A 1,014-nucleotide genomic window follows, 5' to 3' on the forward strand; every position below is an offset into this window, starting at 1 on the left:
CGCGCTCTGCATCCGAGACGCTTGAAAGCGCATCAAGGGTCTGGATCATCACCATGCGTGTAAAGATGAGTGAGAAGTTCGCCTGAATCAGCTCCAGCATATGTGTGGCCAAAACTTCAATTGGTTCACATTTTTCAACAGCTGCATTCCTTCCCTGGTTTGCTGTTCCCGTTGGATATCGTATTTGCTGGCCGAAAAACCGTCAGCTACCTCAACGTTATTAATATCTAAAGTCCGATGAATAATTCCAGGAATAGAACGAGGTACTAATGCATTCTTGGCTTCTCGTTTCTGTTCTAATATTGTATAGTCTTTAAGATCAAATAATCCCTCTTCAGAAGCGCCAATTGTTGTCAACTCTATCTTCTGAGTTTGAGAATTGTAAGCAAAAATATGCCAACGGTATTTTTCATGTTCGTTAGTTGGTAACAAGACTACGGAAAACCAGCCTTTGTCAAGATTTGTAATTAGGCTTAATTCCGTAGTTGGTTCATAAAATGGCTCGCCATCAGCATCTCGAAAGTCTAAAGAATCAATATTTGCTAACCCACCATTTGCTTTTTTCCTCATGCTCTCAATGGGTTGATACTTTTTCCGAGAGCGTTTAAACCGTACATCTAACTTCCGCACTAGCTGATTAGTCATGCCATCGAGGACAAAACGGTCTACTAATAAAGTATTGGGAGTAGTTTCGGTGGCATTAGCTTTCGACTGACGAAAAACATAAATGTGTTCCATCCCAGAAACTAATTGTACTGGTGCAGCCGCAGATTCATTCTGAGTTCTGTAGCGAGAACGCAGAATAAATTTATTGGGGTCATCTTGATGAGTTAATTCTGCGGTTTCTTTCTCTATTACCGACTGGTCATCCTCTGCTTCATCAGGAAATACCAGTTCTTGCCAATCTTCCCATCCCGTGCGTTGGTATTCGGGAGTATTGAGGTAAGAGTCTTCAAAGCCATCCTGCTTAATGGTGTAGAAAATCTTGCCATTAGTATCGGTGGCAATAACTAC

The 1,014-nt window shown here is 41.6% G+C and carries 1 pseudogene; it reads right to left on the reverse strand.

Annotated elements, in window-relative coordinates:
- Positions 1-87: 87 nt before the first annotated feature.
- Positions 88-1,014, reverse strand: a pseudogene (locus F6K22_RS41565) (LamG domain-containing protein); the annotation flags it as partial.

It is taken from the genome of Okeania sp. SIO2F4 (assembly GCF_010672385.1).
GTDB lineage: Bacteria > Cyanobacteriota > Cyanobacteriia > Cyanobacteriales > Microcoleaceae > Trichodesmium.